Origin of the sequence: Rhizobium leguminosarum bv. viciae USDA 2370, assembly GCF_002008365.1 — a bacterium.
Taxonomy (GTDB): domain Bacteria; phylum Pseudomonadota; class Alphaproteobacteria; order Rhizobiales; family Rhizobiaceae; genus Rhizobium; species Rhizobium leguminosarum.
On sequence record NZ_MRDL01000022.1, the window covers coordinates 86,604 to 107,452 of the forward strand.

The 20,849-nt window shown below is 61.7% G+C and carries 20 protein-coding genes; 5 read left to right on the forward strand and 15 right to left on the reverse strand.

The window, feature by feature from the left end; translation table 11 throughout:
* Positions 1-105: 105 nt before the first annotated feature.
* From fliF to BS629_RS09535, 11 genes are all read right to left on the reverse strand, one after another.
* On the reverse strand, positions 106-1,797 hold the full coding sequence (gene fliF / locus BS629_RS09485; RefSeq protein WP_018244797.1) for a flagellar basal-body MS-ring/collar protein FliF: 1,692 nt from the start codon (positions 1,795-1,797) through the stop codon (positions 106-108).
* A 211-nt stretch (positions 1,798-2,008) separates the two neighbouring features.
* Positions 2,009-2,398 carry a chemotaxis protein CheT gene (gene cheT, locus BS629_RS09490; RefSeq protein ID WP_018072555.1) on the reverse strand — a complete coding sequence of 130 codons (390 nt, stop codon included), beginning with the start codon at positions 2,396-2,398 and terminating at the stop codon, positions 2,009-2,011.
* Between the two features lie 16 nt (positions 2,399-2,414).
* A complete protein-coding gene (cheD, locus tag BS629_RS09495; protein ID WP_018244796.1) occupies positions 2,415-2,969 on the reverse strand; it encodes a chemoreceptor glutamine deamidase CheD in 555 nt (184 codons plus the stop codon).
* Entirely contained in the window at positions 2,966-3,355 is a 390-nt protein-coding gene (locus BS629_RS09500) for a response regulator (RefSeq protein ID WP_003556488.1), read from the reverse strand. Before BS629_RS09500 ends, cheD begins: the two co-directional genes overlap by 4 nt.
* On the reverse strand, positions 3,356-4,399 hold the full coding sequence (cheB, locus tag BS629_RS09505) for a protein-glutamate O-methylesterase CheB (RefSeq protein ID WP_018244795.1): 1,044 nt from the start codon (positions 4,397-4,399) through the stop codon (positions 3,356-3,358). It lies immediately after the preceding gene.
* Entirely contained in the window at positions 4,396-5,304 is a 909-nt protein-coding gene (cheR, locus tag BS629_RS09510; protein ID WP_017992932.1) for a protein-glutamate O-methyltransferase CheR, read from the reverse strand. The genes cheB and cheR overlap by 4 nt, the downstream gene beginning before the upstream one ends.
* Positions 5,301-5,768 (reverse strand): chemotaxis protein CheW, encoded by a 468-nt coding sequence (locus BS629_RS09515; protein ID WP_012756045.1) that lies wholly within the window; start codon positions 5,766-5,768, stop codon positions 5,301-5,303. The genes cheR and BS629_RS09515 overlap by 4 nt, the downstream gene beginning before the upstream one ends.
* Positions 5,769-5,772: 4 nt before the next feature.
* A complete protein-coding gene (locus tag BS629_RS09520; RefSeq protein WP_018244794.1) occupies positions 5,773-8,064 on the reverse strand; it encodes a chemotaxis protein CheA in 2,292 nt (763 codons plus the stop codon).
* Positions 8,065-8,081: 17 nt separating this feature from the next.
* The gene (gene cheY1 / locus BS629_RS09525; RefSeq protein WP_003545492.1) at positions 8,082-8,447 is read right to left on the reverse strand and encodes a chemotaxis response regulator CheY1; all 366 of its coding nucleotides are present in this window, start codon (positions 8,445-8,447) and stop codon (positions 8,082-8,084) included.
* Complete coding sequence (locus BS629_RS09530) at positions 8,444-8,740, reverse strand: STAS domain-containing protein (RefSeq protein WP_003545491.1); 297 nt, start codon at positions 8,738-8,740, stop codon at positions 8,444-8,446. Before BS629_RS09530 ends, cheY1 begins: the two co-directional genes overlap by 4 nt.
* A 63-nt stretch (positions 8,741-8,803) precedes the next feature.
* Positions 8,804-10,432, reverse strand: coding sequence for a globin-coupled sensor protein (locus BS629_RS09535; RefSeq protein WP_032981405.1), 1,629 nt, complete (start codon positions 10,430-10,432; stop codon positions 8,804-8,806).
* A gap of 830 nt (positions 10,433-11,262) precedes the next feature.
* Between BS629_RS09535 and BS629_RS09540 the strand changes: the two genes are divergently transcribed.
* Complete coding sequence (locus BS629_RS09540) at positions 11,263-12,684, forward strand: ArnT family glycosyltransferase (RefSeq protein ID WP_018244792.1); 1,422 nt, start codon at positions 11,263-11,265, stop codon at positions 12,682-12,684.
* A 6-nt stretch (positions 12,685-12,690) separates the two neighbouring features.
* On the opposite strand, the gene BS629_RS09545 is transcribed toward BS629_RS09540, so the two are convergent.
* Positions 12,691-12,996 (reverse strand): helix-turn-helix transcriptional regulator, encoded by a 306-nt coding sequence (locus tag BS629_RS09545; RefSeq protein ID WP_018244791.1) that lies wholly within the window; start codon positions 12,994-12,996, stop codon positions 12,691-12,693.
* Between the two features lie 34 nt (positions 12,997-13,030).
* Between BS629_RS09545 and ybaL the strand changes: the two genes are divergently transcribed.
* The 4 genes from ybaL (at position 13,031) to BS629_RS09565 (ending at position 18,795) form a co-directional block, all read left to right on the forward strand.
* Positions 13,031-14,851 (forward strand): YbaL family putative K(+) efflux transporter, encoded by a 1,821-nt coding sequence (gene ybaL, locus BS629_RS09550; protein ID WP_018244790.1) that lies wholly within the window; start codon positions 13,031-13,033, stop codon positions 14,849-14,851.
* 54 nt (positions 14,852-14,905) lie between these two features.
* Entirely contained in the window at positions 14,906-15,286 is a 381-nt protein-coding gene (locus BS629_RS09555; protein WP_018244789.1) for a hypothetical protein, read from the forward strand.
* A gap of 82 nt (positions 15,287-15,368) precedes the next feature.
* Complete coding sequence (secD, locus tag BS629_RS09560) at positions 15,369-17,915, forward strand: protein translocase subunit SecD (protein ID WP_018244788.1); 2,547 nt, start codon at positions 15,369-15,371, stop codon at positions 17,913-17,915.
* 163 nt (positions 17,916-18,078) lie between these two features.
* Positions 18,079-18,795 carry a sensor histidine kinase gene (locus BS629_RS09565; protein WP_018244787.1) on the forward strand — a complete coding sequence of 239 codons (717 nt, stop codon included), beginning with the start codon at positions 18,079-18,081 and terminating at the stop codon, positions 18,793-18,795.
* A 3-nt stretch (positions 18,796-18,798) separates the two neighbouring features.
* On the opposite strand, the gene BS629_RS09570 is transcribed toward BS629_RS09565, so the two are convergent.
* The 3 genes from BS629_RS09570 to BS629_RS09580 form a co-directional block, all read right to left on the reverse strand.
* Complete coding sequence (locus BS629_RS09570) at positions 18,799-19,236, reverse strand: response regulator (RefSeq protein ID WP_018445830.1); 438 nt, start codon at positions 19,234-19,236, stop codon at positions 18,799-18,801.
* A 30-nt stretch (positions 19,237-19,266) separates the two neighbouring features.
* Positions 19,267-19,971: a response regulator transcription factor gene (locus BS629_RS09575; RefSeq protein ID WP_018244785.1), complete on the reverse strand. Its 705-nt coding sequence runs from the start codon at positions 19,969-19,971 to the stop codon at positions 19,267-19,269.
* A 480-nt stretch (positions 19,972-20,451) separates the two neighbouring features.
* Positions 20,452-20,829: a response regulator gene (locus BS629_RS09580; RefSeq protein ID WP_018244784.1), complete on the reverse strand. Its 378-nt coding sequence runs from the start codon at positions 20,827-20,829 to the stop codon at positions 20,452-20,454.
* Positions 20,830-20,849: the final 20 nt, after the last annotated feature.

The following is a 20,849-nucleotide window of genomic DNA, read 5'->3' on the forward strand; positions in this document are numbered from 1 at the left end:
ATGCCAGGTCTCTCGCATCTCCAGCCACGGCTTTTCAGCAAACAGCGGTTGGGGAATCAAGCTTCGGTACCGACATGAAAAAAGGCCGGTTGCCCGGCCTTTGCTTTACGCTGCGTCGTCGATCGCCCATTTCCTGAGGATTTTCGCGGCGCGTTCCTCGTTGATCTCGACCATACGGGAAAGCTTGCGTTCCGGACCTTCCTTGACGCGCCGATTGAAGTTTCCATCGTCGTCGCCGAGGCTGAGCAGGTCTTCGGTACTGTCGAAGCCGAAATCGGACCCGAAGCCGTCCATGAGGGCGCCACCGGCGGCTCCTGATGCAGGCGCGAAGTCCGGAAGCTCGAGGCCGGCCGCTTCCGGCGTGGCGTCGCCGAAAGCCGCGGAGCTGCCGTTGCCGCTGACGCTGCGCACCAGCGGCCGCAGACCCATCCAGACCACCACGAAGGCGACCGCGACAAAGGCGAGCGAGTTGATGATGCCGGCAAGGTTGCGGCTCAGCATGTCCATGACTCGGACGCCACCGGTGGCGTCTTCAAGCAGCTGGTTTTCGAGGAAGTCCATGGCCGTGACGGTGACGACGTCGCCGCGCTTGGCGTCGATGCCAGCCGCCGAAGCAACGATCTTCTGCATTTCGGCAAGATAGGCGTCAACCTTGGTCTGGTCGGCGGGTTCTCCGACCATCTTGGCGATGCGGCCCTTGTTGACCACCACAGCGATCGACAGCTTCTCGACCTTATAGCTGTTGCGGGTCGTCGCCGTCGTCTTGCTGTTGATTTCGTAGTTGGTCTGCTCTTCGCGCTTGTCGGATTTGTCCTGCGATTCGGGCCCGGCGGAACCGCCGGCCTCGGGGGCCGCCTGCGGAATGTTCTGCTCGACCGTCGTCGCGCTATCGGACTGCTTCTGCTGCGACTGCTGGGCTTCCTTCGTCGAGCGAACCGAGCGTTCGACCTTGGATTCGGGATCGTAGGTCGTTTCCTGGATCTGCTGGGCGTCCGTGTTGAGATCGGCGGTGACGCTGGAGCGGAAGTTGTCCATGCCGAGGAAGGGTGCCAGCGCCTTGTCGATGTTGGATTCGACTTCCTGCTGAACGTTCTGGACGATGTTGAGCGAGCGGTTCAGCGAGCTGTTGCTCGCCTCGTCGCCGGAAGCGAGCAGCTGGCCGGCGGAATCGAGAATGGTCACGTCATCGACGTCAAGCCCCGGCACAGCCGAGGCGACGAGGTGGCGGATCGAGGTCGCTGCGCTGCGCCCGGTGGTCGCGCTGGCGCGAATCATGACGGAGGCAGTCGGTTTCTGCTCCGCCTTCCGGAAGTTTCCGACCTCCGGCATGACGATGTGGACGCGTGCGGCTGTTATGCCCGAGATCGACTGGATGGTGCGGGCGATTTCGCCTTCCAGCGCCCGAACCCGCGTCACCTCCTGCATGAAGGAGGTCAGGCCGAGAGAGCCGACATTGTCGAAGAGTTCGTAACCGGCATTGGCGCTGTTCGGCAGGCCGCGCTCGGCAAGCATCAAGCGGGCCTTGCCCGTCATCCCCGCGGGGACGCTGATGCTGGTGCCGTCCGTGCCGACCTGGAAATTGATGTTGGCTTCGGCAAGCGCCATGCTGATCTGGTTGAGATCCGGCGAGTCCAGACCGACATAGAGCGTTTCCTGTGCCGGCTTGTTGACGAAAAGGGCAGCCGCAAGGACGATTGCGATAGAGACGGCACCGACGCCTCCAAGAATCATCAGGCGCGTTCGGCCCAAGGCGCCGAAGTTCTTAAATATCTGAACTAATTGATTTAACAGATTCATTCTGTTCTCGCACGATCCGTCAAAGACAAAGCAGGCTTATTGCCTCATCAGACGAATAGTCGGCGAAACTTGTGCGAGCGTTTCGTGAAGAACGGCAGGGCCGAAAAGGTTCCAAAGCATGTCGCGCAAAGGTGTGCTGCGGTTTTGCGAAAACGACATGCGCAAAATGGGCCTAAAGCGCAAGGCGCGAATCTGAAGATTGCGACGCGCTTTAGAAGAAATCGAAGTCGCCGGCTGCCTTGCTCAATGGCTGGGAATGGCCGTGGCGTGTGGCGCCGCCCAATGCCTTCTGCATCTCTGCCAGCTTGACGAGGCTGAGCGCGGTTGCGACATCGACTGCCCAGCCGTGCGGGATTTCACCGGTGATGGTATCGATAAATTCGGCAAGGCCGCGCGATTTCTGCACGGCCAGATCAATGCCCTGCATGACCTTCATGGCATCCGGCGAATTCAGGATTTCGGCGCCGCCGATTTCGAGAAGCTGCGGCTCGATGCGCTCGATGAGATAGGCGACATCGTGCAGTTCGGACACGATGCGCATCAGGATGTCGCTCAGCGCTTCAACAGGCGCAGGCGGCTCCATCACCGGGTTAAATGTCATATGAAAATCCTCGCCATCAAAAAAATTCGATACTGGTTTCGACGGGCTTCTGCGGAGCGGCGGGACGCTGCTCGAGAGCGACAGTTCTCTGCGTTTCGGCGCCGGTCAGGGGGTATTGCCGCGCACGACCGGAGACCGGCCAATATTCAAGCTTGCGTCCATGCTCTCCACCGGTCGAGGAACCGACCACCGGAATGCCTTCATCCCTCAGGAACTGCACGGCGAAGGCCGCGTTCTGCTCACCGACATTGGAGAATGTCGAGATCGTCTTCGCGCCGCCGAAGATTTTTGCTTCCAGCCGGTCGCGCCGGGCGCCCTGCTTCAGGAGGCCGTTGATCAGCAGTTCCATCAGATGCACGCCGTACCGCGTGGCATCGCCACCTGAAGTCGGCGACGTCGCCGAACCGGGTAGCAGAAAGTGGTTCATGCCGCCGACACCGGCGACAGGATCTCTGAGGCACGCAGCCACGCACGAGCCGAGAATGGTCGAGAGGACCGCATTCGGATCGCTCAGAACCTTGTACTCGCCTTGAATGATGTGCACGCGGCGGGCTGCCCCCTCAGTGATCATTTCAGGGCTCCAAACACGGCTTCGATGGCCGCTTTCATCTTCTCGATCGTGAACGGCTTGGCGAGCACGTTGTTGGCGCCGAGCTGGGCCGCCTTCTGCACCAGCGCGCGGTCGCCCTGGGCGGTCAGGATGATGAAGGCCGCCTTCTTGGTGTTCGGGTTGGTGCGAACAGCCTGAAGGAAGCCGATGCCATCCATCTTCGGCATGTTGAAGTCCGAGATCACCAGGTGGTGCGGCTGCTCGGCCATGATCTTCATGCCCTGCTCGCCGTCGCCGGCCGAGGTGATCTGCTTGAAACCGAGCTGGGTCAGCGCGTCGCTGAGCAGCAACCGGCTCGTTACCTGATCATCGACGATCAGAACTTTGATTTTCTCCGCGATCGACATTTATTCGGTCCCTTCCTTTCGGGCGGCTGTCATTTTCAATATTTCTTCACCGATGGCAGACAGCGGGAGCTGCTGCTCAACGGCGCCAAGTTCGTGGGCAACCCTTGGCATTCCGTAAACGACACAGGTTTTTTCGTTCTGGCCGAGCGTTCTGGCGCCGGCGTGGCGCATTTTCAACAATCCGGCGGCGCCATCGCGGCCCATTCCGGTCAAAATCACGCCGACGGCATTACGGCCCGCCAGTTCCGCGACCGAATCGAAAAGTACGTCCACCGAGGGGCGGTGACCGTTGACCGGTGCCCGGTCAATGAGACGGCAGCACGGCGCCGAGGCGCTGCTGACCTGGAGGTGACGCTCGCCGCCGGGCGCCAGATAGATCTTGCCGATTTCGAGACGGGCACCATCGGTCGCTTCCTGCACCACCGGCGCACAGAGGCGGTTCAGCCGTTCGGCGAAGCTCTTGGTGAAGGTCGGCGGCATATGCTGGGTGATAACGGTCGGCGGGCAATTCGCCGGAAATTTCTGCAGCACGGCGATCAGCGCCTCGACACCGCCGGTCGACGAGCCTATCGCGACGATCTTGCGGCCGACGCGGAAATCGGCGACCGAGGGTGGTGGCGCGACGGCGGCAGCAGGTTGGGTATACTGGCGTTGCGTGCGCGCGGCGGCCTTGACCTTCTCGGCGAGGTCGCCAAACGGCCTGAGTTCGCCCGGCGCCGGCTTGCCGACGCAGTCGAAGGCGCCGATCTCCAGCGCCGCAAGCGTCGCCTCGGCGCCGCGATGGGTCATGGTGGACACCATGATCACCGGCATCGGACGCAGCGTCATGATCTTTTCGAGGAAATCGAGACCGTTCATGTTCGGCATCTCGATGTCGAGCGTCACGACGTCGGGGTTCAGCCGCTTGATCGCCTCGCGCGCTTCCAGCGCATCGCCGGCCTGGCCGATGACGTTGACCTCGGGGTCGGAACTCAGCACGGCGGTGATCAGGCCCCGCATCGTCGGGGAGTCGTCAACAACGAGAACTCTTGCCGGAGCGCTCATGCCTTCCTCCCGAGACCTTTGGCCGTATAGCGATAGGTCGTGATGCCGATATTGTCGAAGACGTGTTTTGCCTCACCCGAAACGCGCTCGGAATGGCCGATATAGAGATGCCCGCCCTCCGGCAGCAGACCGGCGAAACGCTGCCAGATCTTCATCTGCGTCGGCTCGTCGAAATAGATGACGACGTTGCGGCAGAAGATGACGTCGAACTTGCCCTTGAACGGCCATTGCGCCATCAGGTTCAGCTCGTTGTAGGTGATCAGCCGCTTCACGCGGTCGTCGACCTGGAACTTCCTGCGGCCCTGTATCTCGACTTCGCTGAACCATTGCTTGCGCATAGCCGGCGACACGGTTTCAAGCGCGCTCTCGTCATAGGCGCCGGCCCGGGCGATCGCGAGAATCTTCGGATCGATGTCGGTTGCCAGGATCTTGAAGTCGTAGTCCGCGACATTCGGCATCAGCGACAGCACCGTCAGCGCGATCGAATAGGGTTCCTGCCCATCGGAGGAGGCGGCTGACCAGATGCGCACCCTGCCGCCCGATCTCGCCCGCTGTAGAAGTTCGGGCAGGACATGGTCGCGCAGGTGGTCGAAATGGTGGTTCTCGCGGAAGAAGCGGGTAAAATTGGTCGTCAGGTGCGAAAGCATCTCGCGGCGCGGCGCAGCACCCGCCGGCGAAGCGACGAGGTCGCAATATTCCCGAAAGCCGGACAGACCGAGATTGCGGATATGCTTCGATAGACGCGAATAGACCAGCGACGCCTTCGTCTCGTTGAGGAAGATGCCGGCATCGGAATAGATCATCGCGGCGATCTCGGTGAGGTCGCGGCGCGTCAGCGGATATTCTCCGCTCGCCAGGACCTCGTCGGATCCCTGTCTCTGATCTTTTGCGCCCATTACACTCATGCGGCTTCGCTTTCGGTCTCTGGAAAGAGGGATTCGAGTTCGATCAGGCAGATCATTCGCTTCTCGATGGCGAGAATGCCGCGGGCAAATTGACGCTCGAGTTCGGAGGAGATCTCGGGCGTCGGCTGGATGGTTTCGTCGGTCACCGTCAGGATATCAGAAACGGCGTCGACCAGGAGGCCGACGACCTTACGCCGGACCTGGGCGACGATGATGACATGACGGGCAGTCGGATCGGCCGGCTTCATGCCGAGCCGGGCCGCAAGATCGATGATCGGCAGCACCGCGCCGCGCAGGTTGATGACACCCAGCATATAGCCAGGCGAATGCGGCATCGCGGTCGCCGGGGTCCAGCCCCGGATTTCGCGAACCGACATGATGTTCACGCAAAATTCCTGATCCCCGATGCGGAACGCGATCAGCTCGCGATCCCCCTCGTTCAGATTTTTTACAGTGTACGACATTCCCTTAGCCCACCGCTGCTAACGACATTTCCGCTTTGAGCGACTGGCCGCGCGAGGCGCCGACAACTGCGTCGACATCGAGGATGAGAGCCACGCGGCCGTCGCCGAGGATTGTGGCGGCAGCAATGCCCGGCACGTGGGTGTAGTTTGCTTCCAGGCTCTTGATGACCACCTGGCGCTGACCCTGGATGGCGTCGACCATCAGGGCGCGCTGGCCGCCGCCTTCGGATTCCACCAGAAGCGCCACGCCCTCGACCGGATTGGCCTGGGTGGCGCGGAAGTTCAGGATGCGGCCGACATCGACCAGCGGGCAGAAGCTGTTGCGGATCGAGATCAGCCGGTGGTTGGCACCGAAGGAATGGATCGCGGCAGCTTCCGGCTGCAGGGTTTCGACGATCGCGGTCAGCGGCACGACCAGCGTCTGGCCGGCGACGGTGACTACCATGCCGTCGAGGACGGCGAGCGTCAGCGGCAGGCTCATGGTGAAGACCGAACCGTGGCCCGGCTTCGAGGTGATGTTGATGCGGCCGCCGAGCGCCTGGATCGAGCGCTTGACGACGTCCATGCCGACGCCGCGGCCGGAGATGTCGGAGATCTTGTCGGCCGTCGAGAAGCCCGGCAGGAAGATCAGGTTGTCGATTTCCTCGTCCGACAGGTTGGCGTCGGCCGGGATGAGGTCGTTGTCGATCGCCTTCTGGCGGACCTTCTCGCGGTTGATGCCGGCGCCGTCGTCGGCAAGCTCGATCAGGATGCGTCCCGAACGATGCTTGGCGGTGAGGCGGACCGTGCCTTCGGTGTTCTTGCCGGCAGCTGCGCGCTTTTCGGGTGTTTCGATGCCGTGGTCGACGGCGTTGCGGATCATGTGGGTCAGCGGCTCGGCCAGCTTGTCGATGACCGTCTTGTCGACTTCGGTGTTTTCACCTTCAGTGATGAGGCGGATCGATTTGCCGGTCATGTCGGCGATTTCGCGGACGATACGCGACATGCGCTGGAACACCGGCTTCACCGGCTGCGCGCGGATCGCCATGACCGAGTCCTGGATCTCGCGGGTGAGCTGCTGCAGCTCTTCGAGGCCCATATTGATCGAGGAGGTGCCGGTCGTGTCATTCTCGATGACACTCTGCGACAGCATCGCCTGGTTGATGACCAATTCGCCGACGAGGTTGATCAGGCGGTCGACACGGTCGAGATCGACGCGGATCGTCTGGCCGGCACCGGCGGCATTGTTCTGGGCGGCAGCACTTGCTGCGGCCGCTGCGGCGGCTGCCGATTCCTTCTTCTCGACGCGGGCGGCGGCTGCGGCCATCTGCGTGACGTTGGAGGCAGTTTCGGCGGCGGCAACGGCTGCGGCCGTCTCCTCGGCCCGCGCGTCTGAGGCGGAAACCTCTTCCGTTGCGCCCGTTTCGTCCAGGATCGACAGATCGAAGGGGACCGGCACCATCGGCAGTTCGTCGTTGCTGGTCGCGTCCGCCCTTGCTTCTTCGACCGGCTTCACCGTCAGCTCGCAATCCCACTCGGCGAATTCGAAGACGGTGCGAATAGCGTCCTCGCCTTTGTCCGTCTTGATCGTGACGTTCCAGAAGAAATAGGCGCCTTCCGGATCGAGTTCCTCGAGGCCCGGCAGCTCATCCGTATTGCAGTAGATGGTCATTTCGCCGAGGCGCGAGAGGTCGCGCAGCAGCAGGGTGGCGTCATTGCCCTTGGAATAGAGTTCGTAGCGCGGCTTGAAGATGACTTCATAGGCCGGCATGCCGCCCGCATCGCCCTCGCCGCCAAAATCGTCAAAGGAAAAGGGGACTGGCTGGAAGCCGCTGTCGTCGGTCGGCTTGGGGGTCGGCGCCGGAGCGGCCGGAGCAGCCTTTGCGGCGGCCTTCGGCGCCGGCGCTTCGGACGATGCCGAGGGAGACGGCAATTCGCCGTTGGCCAACGCCTCAAGTTCCTTGACGAGGCCGCGGCTGCGGCTTTCATCGACGCTGCCGCCGTCGCGTGCGGCGTTCGTCAGGTCGGCGAGCACGTCGGCCGACTTCAGCATCACCTTCAGGACATCCTGATTCGGCTCAAGCTTGTTGGATCGAACGCAATCGAGAGTGGTCTCGAAAACATGGGCGAAGGCTACCAGATCGTCAAGGCCGAAGGCGCCGGCGCCACCCTTGATCGAATGCACGGCACGGAACACCGCGTTGACGGTTTCCGGATCGCGATCGCCATCATTCATTTTCAGAAGACCGGATTCCAGCTCGGCGAGCTGTTCCTCGCACTCCTGGAAAAAGATCTCTTTGATTTCGTTCATATCCATAGGAGCAAATCCTGGGTTTAAGCGGTTACACGCTCAATGGCATCGATCAGCTTGGCCGGGTCGAAAGGCTTGACGATCCAGCCCGTGGCACCGGCCTGGCGGGCGCGGTTCTTCTTTTCCGCATCGCTTTCGGTGGTTAGGACCAGGATCGGGATCGCCCGATATTTCTCGTTGCGGCGGACACCTTCGATGAAGCCGAAACCGTCGAGGCGCGGCATGTTGATGTCGGTCACGATGACGTCAGGGTTGGACTCTTCGAGAACCTCGAGGCCCTCGATGCCGTCTTCCGCCTGTATCGTCTCGAAGCCGGCATTATTCAGCGTCACGAGAAGCATGTTTCGGATGGTGCGGGAATCATCCACGGTGAGCACTTTTTTCTTCATTGCCGAATCTCCTTGGCAAGCAGGTGGTCAATATTGACGCCAACCAGCTGCATCGTTTTCTGAAATGCGTCGGACACCTTGGAGAAGGTGAACGGCTGCTTGTCCTGCTCCCAGGTCTTCTCGGCGGACATCAGAACCTGGGCGCAAAGAGCACCGATCCGTTCGACGCCGGAAGCGTCTATCGAAAGACCGCTACCCCGGAGGGAGAGGAGTTTATCGCGCAAGGCGGAAGCCTCGTTGAGGTCGAGCACCGCTGTCAAATCCAGCGTCTTGCCACTCTTCTTTGCTGCCATCAGCTTTTCCTTGTCCCCTTATCCCCGGCCCAAAAAGACGAGCTGAGGCAATCATCCGATAGGTTAGTAAACATTCCGCCCACCTCCGACGCCTGCGAAGGGCTGTGGAAGGCCAAAATCGTCATTTTCGTATTCGTCCACGGCCGGTGCCGGACGGGCGGCGGCCTCGATGGCGCGCGGCGGTGTCACGCGAACCGGTGCTTGACGCCCGGCAGTGGCATTTTCCCGGGCGATGCGGAATTCGCGAATCGTCTGGCCGAGCTCGAGAATGACGGTGTGGAGGTGGTCGGCGCCTTCAGCGGAGCGCTCCGCAAGGCCGGCACTATCCGCCACTTCGCCACCCAGGCCCTTGACGTCTGAAGTCACGCTGTCGAGGCTTGCGGCATGTTCGCCGGTTCGAGTGGCGATGCCGGCGATGGCGGCGTTGATGTCGGTGACCTGACGCACGATGCTGCCGATCGAATCCTGCGTGCGCCCGACCATCTGCACGCCGGCGTCGACTTGCGCCTTGGTCGTCGTCACCAGCGTCTTGATCTCGCGGGCGGCTTCGGCCGAGCGCTGGGCAAGGGCGCGAACTTCCTGGGCGACGACGGCAAAACCGCGGCCGGAATCGCCGGCGCGAGCGGCCTCGATACCGGCATTCAGCGCCAGAAGATTGGTCTGGAAGGCGATCTCGTCGATCGCGCCGATGATCTGGCCGATCTTTTCGGCCGACTGCTCGATATCGGCCATGGCGCTGATCGCGCGGCCGACGACCTCGCCGCTTGCCTCGACGGCAGCGCGCGTCGTGGCGGCCGCCTGTTCGGCAGCGCGGCTGTCGGCAGCACCATCGCGCACACTGCCGGCGATGCCGGCAAGGGCCGCAGCGGAAAGCTGCAGCCGATCGGCCTGTCCGGAAGCGGTGCTGGCGAACTGCCGCGACAGACCGGCAAGCGAGCCTGTCGCCGCTTCGGCCTTGACCGTGCGCTCGGTGATGGCGGCGAACTCGGCCTGGAGGCCATCCAACGCTCCGTTCAGCGCGGCGGCAATCCCGGCATAGACGCCGTCGACGGGCGCGCGTCGCGTCAGGTCGCGTGCGGAAAGACCGTCGATGACATCGCCGAAGATCCGGGCGATCTCGGCCTCGTTGTCGGCGCGCTGGTCGGCAAGCGCACGCTGCTCCCCGGCGCGCAGCGCGTTGAAGCGGAGCGAGACGGCAATTTCCACATCGACCATGACAATGCGGATGATCGCCGTCATCAGGTCGGAGATTTCGCGGGTGCGGCGCTTGGCCGACGGCAACAGCGGACGGCCGGCGATCTCCTCGGCGAGACCGGAAACGACATGCTCCAGCATGACGGCATGGCCGGCCACGTGCCAGCGCGGGTCGAGGCCCATTTTGCTTTCGGTATCGGAGAGAACCTTGACGCGCTCGGCATAGAGGCTGTCGAACCGCGCATCCGTCAGCACGTCCCAATGCGAGGACTGCAGATCGTGCAGGCGGTCGACCTGGCGCTCGCTCTCGAAATTGCGCGAGGCGTCGGGGAATGACTGGAACCTGTGGAAGAGATCCCTGAGGCCCGCCTTCAGATGCGCTTCGAGGGCCGGCCGGTTGCGGCGCACCAGATCGCACTGGTCGGCGTCGAGACCGGCAAAGCGCAGGCGGTCGCGCAAGCTGCCTGCCTGCGCGCCACGAGCCTGATCTGATGGCATATCCTGCCTCAACGCCTGTCCCCAACCACTTTCCGGGCAAAGGCCCGGCCAAAAACTTTCGCAGCATCCGATGAACGCGAAGCGTGGAGACGGTCCTCACCACCGGTCGCAACCGGCGGATCGAGCCCCCTGATCAGCTATGTTTCGGAGCTGTCTGAAGAGATGGATACCGGATCAACCCGGTACGGCGGGACGGCGTCATGCCTGGTGGGAACGAGTGCATCTTCCCATTCCGACGTGTAACCCAATGTTTATGGTTAATTCCTTGCTTGAAGGTTAATAAGCCTTTCGCGGTGCAGGCTTTTGAAGCAATTCAAGGCCGTTCACAGCAAATACTGCTGCGGAGTTGCACGGCTGCTACAAGGCACACGCAAGCTCCGTGTTATATGCCGGTCGATAACCAAGACATGACGTCGACAAGGACAGAGCAATGATTGTTCTCGGATTGGGTTCCTGCTTGATTGCAATGACGCTGCTTGCCGCCGTCGCCCGTCTCGATTTTCTCGCTGCAAACCGCGATCTCCGCGCGCTTCGGGTGTTCTAAAGCGCATCGCGATTCTTTGGGATTCGCTCCTCGCGATTTAGCTCTCTGTTTTACGCATGTTGTTGTCGCAAAACCGCTGCACAGTTTTGCGCGACATGCATTAGAGCGCCGTGCGTCCTTTCGGACGCACAAAGGACGCTCTAACACTTTGAATCTACGCATCGTGCTTTCCGAAAATCGATTCCGATTTTCGGGCCGATGCACTAGACCCACCCTTCCCCGTTGGCAGTCCGGCACCTTTGGTGTATCGCACTCGCGCCTTTCATGTCAGCGGAACTATCGGTTCATGTCCCCCAGATCTGGTCTCCTCATCGTTCTTGGCTTCACGCTCTGGCGCGTCGTCACGCTCAATTTCGATGCGACGGACCTTTTCGTCGACGAGGCGCAGTACTGGTTCTGGTCGCAGAATCTCGATCTCGGCTATTATTCCAAGCCGCCGATGATTGCCTGGGTGATCCGGGCGATGACCGAGCTTTCCGGCTCCAACGCCATCTATTGGATCAGGCTGCTCGGACCGCTGATCCACATGGCGGCGGCACTGGTGCTGATGAAGACGGCAAAACGTTTCGTCGGGCCGGAGATCGAAGGCTGGACGGGCGCCACCTACATCACGCTCCCCGGCGTTGCGCTTTCTTCGGTGTTCTTCTCGACCGACGTGATCCTGCTGTTCTTCATCGCGATCGCGCTGCTTGCCTATTTCGGCCTGACGCAGCGACGCTCGGTCGGGCTGGCGCTCGTCATGGGCCTTAGCGTCGGCCTCGCCTTCCTGACGAAATATGCCGTGCTGTTCGTCGTTCCGGGCGGCGCGCTTGCCCTCCTCCTCATTCCGGCGGCGCGCATCGCCATCCGGGATTGCATCATCGCGGTCGCGGTCGCGGCCGTCGTCGCCCTGCCGAACCTGTGGTGGAACCTGCAGCACGACAACACGACGGTGCGGCATACGCAGGATATCGCCCATTGGAGCGAACTCGGTATCAATGTCCGTCGCGGGCTTGAATTCTTCTCCGCCCAGTTCGGCGTCGTCGGGCCGATCATCTTCTTCGCGATGCTCTGGGCGGTCTACCGTATGGTCAAGGGCAGGAGCGACGATCGGGAAAAGATACTGGTCTGGCTGTCGATGCCGGTGGTGGTGCTCATCACGCTACAGGCAACGGTCGCCAAGGCCTACGCCAACTGGGCGGTGACCGCCTATGTCGCCGGGACCATCCTTGCCGTCTGGCTGCTTTACCGGATGTGGCCGAAGGGCCTCAGGCTGTCGTTGACCATCAACGGCATCGCCAGCCTGCTTTTTCCGCTGGCGACGATCTTTCCGCATCAATTGCTGCTGCCGAACGGCGACGAGCTGATGAAGCGCTATCTCGGCCGCGCCGAGGTCAGCCGCGAGGCCGCCGCACTCGCCGCTCAAGCCGGCACCGACATCATCGTCACCGACAATCGCGACATGGTCGCCGATCTCTTCTATACGCTCCGCGATGCGTCCTACAGGATCTATGCGCGAGCGCCCGCGGGCCTTCCGGAGAGCTATTACGAGCAGGAATTCGCTCTGCCTGCCGACATCAGCGGCAAGGTGCTTTTCCTGACGGACGGGGCCTTCACCTGCGCCACCGAGACGCCCGAGGTGCTGAAGAACTGGCAGCCGACGGAAGGCAACTACAAGGGCAAGACGCTTTCCATCTACAAGGTCTCGGCCACCTGCCTGGCACCCTAAGCCGGTTCAGCCGGCTGGATCAGGCAGGCAAAGGCCGGTGCCCGCCCCTTCGATCTCCACGAATTTGACGCCGCCCTCCTCGAAGGCGAGGCGGAGCTGCGCCTCCGTCGCGCGGTGGATGTCGTGGTGCCGGCCTTCGTAATCGCGGATGGTGCTGCGCGAGACGGCAGCCCTCTCGGCAAGATCGGTCTGAGTCCAGTCGAGCAGTCCGCGCGCCGCGCGACAGAGAGGGGGAGTGAGAATTGTTTCCCTTGCGCCTTGACCCATGATTTCAAGTTGCCCATATTGGTCGATATAGACCATATATGTCATATTACGAACGGGATTTCCAGATCGGGAGACAGCAATGCCACACGATACGCCCTTGATTTCGACAATCGTCGGCGGCCTCGTGCTGGCTTTCATCTTCGGCGCCTTCGCCCATCGGCTGCGGATGCCGCCGCTCGTCGGTTATCTCATCGCCGGCGTGCTTGTGGGGCCACATACGCCAGGTTATGTGGCGGATCAGAACCTTGCGCCGGAGCTGGCCGAAATCGGCGTCATTCTGCTGATGTTCGGCGTCGGGCTGCACTTCTCCCTGAAAGACCTGCTATCGGTGCGCGGCATCGCCGTGCCCGGCGCGATCGTGCAGATCGCCTTTGCGACACTGCTCGGCTGGGGGCTTGGCGCCTTCATGGGCTGGCCGACCGGCGGCAGTCTGGTCTTCGGCCTGGCGCTTTCGGTCGCCTCCACCGTTGTGCTCTTGAAAGCGCTGCAGGAGCGGCGCCTGGTCGAGACGGAGCGCGGCAGGATCGCCGTCGGCTGGCTGATCGTCGAGGATCTCGCCATGGTGCTGGCGCTGGTGCTGATCCCGGCCGCAGCCAGCATCGGCGGTGAGGGTCACGCTCCCGTCGAGCCGCTCTCGGCCGCGCTGAGCCGCCTGTTCGACCTCGATCTCGGCATCGGCGGCATGATAGCCATGACGCTGGTCAAGGTGGCGCTGTTCGTGGCGCTGATGCTGGTCTTCGGTCGTAAGCTCATTCCATGGACGATGCACCGCATCGCCCATACCGGTTCGCGCGAACTCTTCCGGCTCGGCGTGCTGGCGATCGCGCTCGGCGTCGCCTTCGGAGCGGCAAAGCTCTTCGGCGTATCGCTGGCGCTCGGCGCCTTCTTTGCCGGCATGGTGCTTGCCGAAAGCGAGCTCAGCCATCGCGCAGCACAGGAAAGCCTGCCGCTGCGCGACGCCTTTGCCGTGCTGTTCTTCGTCTCTGTCGGCATGCTGTTCGATCCGAACATCCTGATCGACAAACCGCTGCCGATCCTTGCCACCATCTTCATCATCGTCATCGGCAAGTCAGTCGCCGCGCTCCTGATCGTGCTCGCCTTCAAGAAGCCGCTCGGCACCGCGCTGACGATTTCGGCCAGCCTCGGCCAGATCGGCGAATTCTCCTTCATCCTCGCCGCCCTCGGCGTCGAACTGGGGCTGCTGCCGGAGGAAGGCCGCGATCTGATCCTTGCCGGCGCCATCATCTCGATCATCCTCAATCCGCTGCTGTTTTTCCTCTGTGACCGCATGCGGCCGCTGCTGGATGGTGCAAAGCGCGAAGACGTCGTGGCGGACCCTGCTCCCGCTGCAGATGCGATAGCAGCGCAGGAGGAGATGCCGCCCGAAGACGACGAGGTGCACCCAACCGCTCTCAGCGGCCACGCCATTCTCGTCGGCTATGGGCGGGTTGGCAGCATCGTCGGACAGAATCTCAAGTCGTCAGCCACACCTTTTCTCGTCATTGAGGACTCCGACAAGCGCATCGGCGAGCTGAAGGAGCAGGGTATCGAAACCCTGGCGGGCAATGCGGTGATGCGGGAAACGCTCGACCTTGCCAATCTTTCCGGCGCCCGCAGCATTGCCATCGCTATCCCCAACGCCTTCGAGGCCTGCCGCATCGCCGAGCAGGCGCGCAGCGTCAATCCGTCGATCCTCATCGTCGCCCGCGCCCATTCCGACGCCGAGGTCGATGAGCTGAAGCTCTATGGCGCCGACACCGTCATCATGGGCGAGCGTGAAATCGCGCTTGGCATGGTTGACCGGCTCGCCCAAGTGCATCATGAGAGTGAACCCTATGAAGACGGGCATGGGCCTGATACAATTATGCCGACGGACGACCCTCCGCCGGAAAGAGAATGAGAGATTGGCGCGCTTTTGAGCCGATACGGGAGTGACATCGCCGGGACGGAGAAGATGGAGCTGGACCAGCACCGTCTGACGAGCCGTATCGCCGCTTCTCTCCTCGTCGCCATCTTTGCCTATCTCGGCCTGCTTTTCGGCGGCAATCTGGTGATCTCGCCAGCCGCTGCCGTCAATACGCTTTCCTCTTCCGGTCGAGATCCGCAGCCGCCGCAGTTGACTGCGCGCGACACCGTGCGTGGGCTGCTTGCCACGGAGCGCAAGCTTGCGCCGAAGCAGACGGCACATGACGCCGGCTCGCCTGCCCTTGCCGCCGCTCCGGCCCTTGATTTCGCCGGCTGGAACATATCAGCCGCTTTTCCGGCATTCGAAGCTTCGCTTCACGCCGCAGTCTCCAGGACCCATCAGCCGCGCGCACCGCCGGTCGCTGCCTGACGCTCGCGCCGATCGGCGCTTCCGACATTGACGACATGCCGCCAGCGCCCGAGCGCCGGCCCTCGATATCAAGGAATACAACATGCGTACTTCACCATGGCTGGTGTTCACCTATACGGTGATCATCCTACTCGGCTTATTGATCGCCCTGCCGAACGTCCTGCCGCAATCCGTCCTCCAGCGCGTGCCGGCCTGGCTGCCGCATGAGCAGGTGTCGCTCGGCCTCGACCTTCGCGGCGGTTCGCACCTCGTTCTGGAAGTCGACGAAGCCGACCTGACCAAGGAGCGGCTGCAATCGCTGCTTCAGGATGCGCGCCGCGTGCTGCGCGAAAAGGGCATCCAGCCGAAAGCCGTGGTCCGCAGCCAGAACCAGATCGTCGTGACGCTCGCCGATGCCTCACAGAGCGATGCTGCCGTCACCGAACTCAAGACGCTCGCCAACCCGATCAGCACTGGCCTCAGCGCCGGCCAGGCCGATCTTGATGTCACTGCGAACGGCGCCACCATCACCGTCGGCTTCTCGCCGGCCGGCATCTCCGCCAATGTCGACAATGCCGTCCAGCAGAGCCTCGAAGTCATCCGCCAGCGCGTCGACCAGGTCGGCGTCTCCGAGCCGACCATTCAGCGCATCGGCGCCAACCGCGTGCTCGTCCAGCTTCCGGGCGCGCAGGATCCGTCACGCCTGCGCGAACTTCTCGGTTCCACCGCCAAGATGTCGTTCCACATGCTGGCGCCGAACAATGCGCCCGGACCCGGCGTGACCATGCTGAAGGACGATGAAGGCCGATCCTATCCGGTCCTCGACCGCGTCGAAATCTCCGGCGACCGCCTTTCGGATGCCCGCGTCGGCTTCGACCCGAACACGCATGAGCCGATCGTCAGCTTCCGCTTCGACAGCGCCGGCGCCAGCCGCTTTGCCGAGATCACCCGCCAGAATGTCGGCAATCCCTTCGCCATCGTCCTCGACGACAAGGTGCTGAGCGCGCCTGTTATCCGCGAGCCGATCACTGGCGGTTCCGGTCAGATCTCCGGCAGCTTCTCGGCCGATAGCGCCACGACGCTGGCCGCCATGCTGCGCGCCGGCGCCCTGCCCGCCAAGCTGACGGTTATCGAGGAGCGCACCGTCGGCGCCGACCTCGGCGCCGACGCGATCAAGATGGGCATTTATTCCGGCATCGTCGGCTTTGTCCTCGTCGCAGTCTTCATCTTCGTTCTCTATGGCACCTGGGGCTTCCTGGCGAATATCGCACTGTTGATTCACACGATCCTGACCTTCTCGGCGCTTACGCTGGTTGGTGCGACGCTGACGCTACCGGGCATTGCCGGTGTCGTGCTCGGCATCGGCCTTGCGGTCGACGCCAACGTTCTCATCAACGAGCGCATCCGCGAAGAAACGCGCAAGGGCAGGAGCGCCTTCGCCGCCATCGACACCGGTTTCCGCCGTGCCTATTCGACCATCATCGACGGCAACATGACGGCCCTGATCGCTGCGGCCATCCTGTTCTTTTTCGGCTCCGGACCGGTTCGCGGCTTTGCCGTGACCATGGCGCTCGGCCTGATCATCTCGATGTTCACATCGGTCGCCTTCGTGCGTGTGGCGATGATCGAGATCACCCGCCGCAGAAAGCTCAAGGTGCTGAACATCCGGCCGTTGATCCCGTTCAGCCCCTATGACAAGCACATCCAGTTCATGAAGGCGCGCTTCTTCGGCATCACCGTCTCAGCGCTGCTTTCGATCGCCTCCGTCGTGCTCTTCATCCATCCCGGCCTCAACTACGGCGTCGATTTCCGCGGCGGCATCCAGATGGCCGTCAGGACCACCGCCCCGGCCGATCTTGCGACGTTCCGTGAAGGCCTGAACACGCTTGGTCTCGGCGAAATCTCGCTGCAGTCCTTCGGTGACAAGAACAGCATTCTCGTTCGTGCCCAACGGCAGGAAGGCGGCGAAGAGGCACAGACGGCAGCGGTGACCAAGCTGAAGGCCGAAGTCGCCAAAATCGATCCGACCGCCACCATCGAGGGCACCGACGTCATCGGGCCGAAGGTCAGCGGCGAGCTTGCCTGGGCCGGTATCCTGTCGGTCGTGATCGCAAGCTTCGCGATGCTCATCTATATCTGGGTACGGTTCGAATGGCCGTTTGCCGTCGGCGCCATCGTCACGCTGGTGCTCGACGTCACCAAGGCGATCGGCTTCTTCGCGATCACCGGCCTCGACTTCAATCTGACGGCGATCGCCGCCATTCTGACGCTCGTCGGTTACTCGGTGAACGACAAGGTCGTCGTCTATGACCGCATGCGCGAAAACATGCGACTCTATAAGTCGATGCCGCTGCGCGAGATCATCGACAAGTCGATCAACGAGACCTTGGCGCGAAGCCTCTACACCAATGCGACGGCCTTCCTCGCTCTGGTGCCGATGGCGATCTGGGGCGGTAGTGCCGTCTCGAGCTTCGCGATCCCGATGGTCTTCGGCATTCTCGTGGCCGGCGCCTCGTCGATCTTCATCGCAGCACCCATCCTGCTCTTCCTGGGCGACTGGCGCCGCCGCCATGCCAAGGCACCGGCAACCGATGCGGCAGTTGAGATCATCCCGCCGGAACAGGGTCGCCCGCGCAAGTCCGCGAGCTAAATCCCCGTTTTTAACGCATCTTTGAAGAGGGCGCCGGTTGCAGAGCCGGCGCCCTCTTTCTATTGTCGGCTGCTGCATTATGTGCCAATTCAAAGTGTTAGAGCGTCCTTAGCGCGTCTGAAAAGACGCGCGGCGCTGCAATTGAGATCGGGGAAACCGCCAGATGTCATCCGACCCGACGAGACCGCCGGAAACCACCGTTGCCGGAGACAGCGAGGAGCGCATCAAGCGTTTTCTCGCAACCGCCTCGCACGACCTGCAATCGCCGCTCCGTCATATCGCCATGTATGCCGAGCTGCTGCTCGACGATCTCGAGGAGACGCTCGACGGCGAACAGCTTCAGAGCCTCCGGATGATCATGGAAAAGGCGCAGACGGCGCAGCGTCTCACCAAGGCGTTGATGAGCCTTGCCGGCGGCACACCTCAGGTGACGCCTGAAGAGATCGATCTGCAGGCGTTGGCCGAAAATGTCTGGGGCGAACTGACCGATGAGACGGCGGTCCGTGAGGCAACGCTTGAAAGCGACGGCCTGCCTTCCATCCGTACCGACCCTGCCCTCTTCGGTCTGGTGCTGCGGCATCTGCTGACCAATGCCCTCACCTATCGCAGCGAAGTGTCGCCGCGTGTGGCCATTGCCGCGGAGCGCGAGGGGACGGACTGGTTCATCCGGATTGCCGACAATGGGATGGGCATCGATCCGGCTTATCGGGAGCGGATATTCGAGCCGTTCTGGAAATTGCCGAAGCCGGGAGCAGTCCAGGGCGCCGGTCTCGGACTGACGACGGCGCGGGAGTTTCTGACGGCGCTTGGCGGCGATATCAGCCTCGAACATTCGGATGCAAGCGGCAGCTGTTTCATCATCCGCCTTCCCATCGCTTGATGGTTAGATGCTGTAATCGTCCTTCCAGAAATCCGGGACGTCATAGGTCACATATTCGCGGATGATGTGCTGCAGCGCCTGGGCATCGATTTCGTCCTTGCCGATGCGGAAATCGACGCCGTAATCCGGGAATTCCTGGAAATAGCCGCCCGATATATCGGTCGAGACAACGCCGATCGGGCCGGTGTAACCGATGCCCCGCAGCTCCGGCACCGTTTCGCGGAAATCGGCATTGGGCAGCAGGCGGTTGTCGAGCAGGATGAGATCGAAGCGCGCCAAGCGGATCTTTTCCAGCGCGTCACCGATCGATGGCGAATATTCAACCTCGACGGCCGGCTCGGAGAGATCGGCGATCTTCTTCTTGAGCGCACGGAATTCGATGAATTCGTCATCGACAAAGAGAACCTTGACAGTGTTCCTTCGGCTCGTTTCGGTGATCATCATCTCATTTCCCCAATCCCGAAACCAACTTCACGAAACCAAACCATTCCTCAAGGCGATCGCCACCATATGAACGCGGTTGACAGCGTCAAGTTTGCGCGCGGCCGCGGTGATGTGCGAATTGACCGTATGTTCGGACAGACCGAGAATGATGGCGATTTCCGCCGACGTCTTGCCTTCGCTCGTCCATTTGACGATTTCCGATTCGCGCTGGGTCAGCCGTCCGGACATTTCCGGCGTCAGGATTTCCTCGTAGAGCTTGTCGAAAATGCGCATGGCGTCGAGAAGCATGTCGGCGATCTCACTCTGATCCGGCTCCTGACGCTCGCCGCTGAGCACGAGGCAATATCGCCGCCCTTCCGGCGTAAATAGCGGGATGAAGAGAAAGACGCCGCTCAGGAATTCGTTGAAAACAAGATTGGACGGGTAAGCTTCCGGCTGTGCGCTCCTGCCATGGACCGGCGTTGCCAGGAACTGGGCGCTCTTTGCCCGGACGGTCCCGAGCGCTTCCTTCAACGTCGTGATGAAAAGGCCGACACGTCGCTCGGCGACATTGGTGATGACGATATCACGTTCACCGAAAGGGGCCGAAGCCTCGGAAATGCGGGCAAGCGCGAAATTGTTGAAGTTGTAATGCTGCGCCGCCGACTTCAGCAGACGGAAAAAATCGGTGCGGTTGATCGCCCGGCTAAGCTCCGGTCCGGCATGAAAGGGAATTGCCGGGGCATTGCTCATTCCAACTCTTCCTCTCTTCCCGCCAATACCTCTAATCCCGAAATCTTGGGATATACGTCTTAAACGCGAAGAGCTACAAAAATTGCGAGACGGTTGATGAGGGATATCGAAAACGGGGACTTTCGATATGTAAGGCGGAAATCATCAATTATCTCAACGACAGGTGATGCACGGGCAGATTTTACTGAGGGGCAGTAGTTCTTACCTGGGTATCGTATTCTTCCTGCATTCAACATCCATGAATGCGAGAAGGCAGTGCCAGACGTAAGCGCGAGAGAGCCGATAGACCCATTCAGCTAAGGGGTTGGCTGATGTTCGTGGCGGCGAACGCGGGTTGATCGGTTCTCTCAGCGCTTATTTTGCGTTCCATATTCTTCGCTCCGGTTGCATCTTGTGATGCGTCCTCGACCTTGTCAATTGCGGTTCGTCATATGGCTTGGACGAATGAGGGGGAACAGGTCATCCGGCTTTCGCCGTATTCTACATCTCAAGATTGAGAATGATCGAGGCAAGGTCAAGTGGCTTTTCCAGATATACATCGGCGCCGGCATCGAGCGAGCGCGCGCGGTCCTCGGCAGCATCCGATCCGCTGCAGATAGCAAGCCGCATCGCCTTGAAACGATCATCCAGGCGCAACCGAGTGATCAGGCCGATGCCGCTATCGAGTGGCATGTAGAGATCGGCGACCAGCACGTCAGGCGGTGTCTTGCCTTCCGCCGCGCGCGTCTCCAGCGCCTCCAGCGCCATGTCGGCTGCGGAGAAACAGAATAGATCGACGTCTATCTGCTGCTTTCTGCAGATATAGTCGAGATAGAAGAGGTCATCCTTGCTGTCGTCGACATAAAATAGGGTGGTCATCTAGCACCGTAATTTGGATA